Raw genomic sequence first — 1284 nt, forward strand, 5'->3', positions numbered from 1 at the left:
AGAGGTGGCCTCACTCGTTCGGACAGTTTTCTGAGATTTTTAAGTGGAACGTCCGAGGCAATCATGCTGCCGATTTGATCGCAGGCAGCGTCGCGAAGTATGCCTCATCCGGCGTCCGATCCGCCAGGCTCGAATGGGGCCGTTTTCGGTTGTACAGCTCGATGTAGTCGCCGATGGAGCGCCGGGCATGGCTGACCGACTCGTAAGCTCGCAGGTAAACCTCTTCGTACTTGACGCTGCGCCACACGCGTTCGACGAACACGTTGTCGCGCCAGGCCCCTTTACCGTCCATCGACAGCCGCACGCCTCGACCCAGTACGGCCTCGGTGAACGCGCCCGCCGTGAACTGGCTGCCCTGATCGGTGTTCACAATGTCCGGCAGCCCGTAGCGCGCGAACGCTTCCTCGAGCGCCTCGACGGCGTGCACTGCTTCCAGCGTGATCGCCACCCGGTGCGAGAGCACCTTGCGACTTGACCAATCCACTACTGCCGTCAGGTACACGAAGCCTCGCGCCATCGGAATGTATGTCGTGTCCAGTGCCCACGCCTGATTGGCCCGGGCGATTTTCATGCCGCGCAGCAGGTACGGCCAGATCTTGTGCTGCGCATTGCGTCGGCTCGTGTTCGGCTTGCAGTACAGCGCTTCCACGCCCATGCGTTTCATCAGCGTGCGCACGCGGCGGCGGCCGACCTCATAGCCTTCCCGGCGCAACAGACGCGCCAGCATCCGCGCTCCGGCAAACGGAAACTCCATGTGCAGTTCGTCGATCCGCCGCATCAGCAACTGGTCCGCCTCGCTCACTGGCTGCGCCCGGTAATACGCGCTCGATCTCGCGATGCCAACCAGTCGCGTCTGTCGCGAAACCGGCAGCGCATGCGTACGGTCAATCATCGCTTTGCGCTCAGCAGTCCGGCTTTGCCGAGCGCTCCTGACAAAAAATCGTTCTCCAGCGTCAACTGTCCGATTTTCGCGTGCAGCGTTTTCACGTCCACCGGCGGCTCGTTCGACGGTGGAGCGGCCGCGCCGAACACATCCGCCGCACGCTCCTGCAGTTGCCGCTTCCACTCCGTGATCTGGTTCGGGTGCACATCGAACTGCTGCGCCAGTTCGGCCAGCGTGCGCTCGCCCTTGACCGCCGCCAGGGCCACTTTCGCTTTGAACGCCGCTGAGTGCGTCCGTCGGGTTCTCTTCGTCATCTTTCCGGTTCCTTTGCCTGCATTATCGCTGGCTCAGGCCCCGGGCATTCCACTTACCCGACTGTCCGAATTTGCGCGGCCACCTCT

1 protein-coding gene is annotated in these 1284 nt (G+C 62.7%); it reads right to left on the reverse strand.

Annotated elements, in window-relative coordinates:
• Window positions 1–61: 61 nt before the first annotated feature.
• A protein-coding gene (locus tag WS91_RS08580; RefSeq protein ID WP_394335868.1) for an IS3 family transposase occupies window positions 62–1197 on the reverse strand; the annotation gives its coding sequence in 2 pieces (ribosomal slippage) (window positions 62–942 and window positions 942–1197; 1137 coding nt in all).
• Window positions 1198–1284: the final 87 nt, after the last annotated feature.

It is taken from the genome of Burkholderia sp. MSMB1498, from assembly GCF_001526245.1.
Lineage (GTDB): Bacteria > Pseudomonadota > Gammaproteobacteria > Burkholderiales > Burkholderiaceae > Burkholderia > Burkholderia savannae.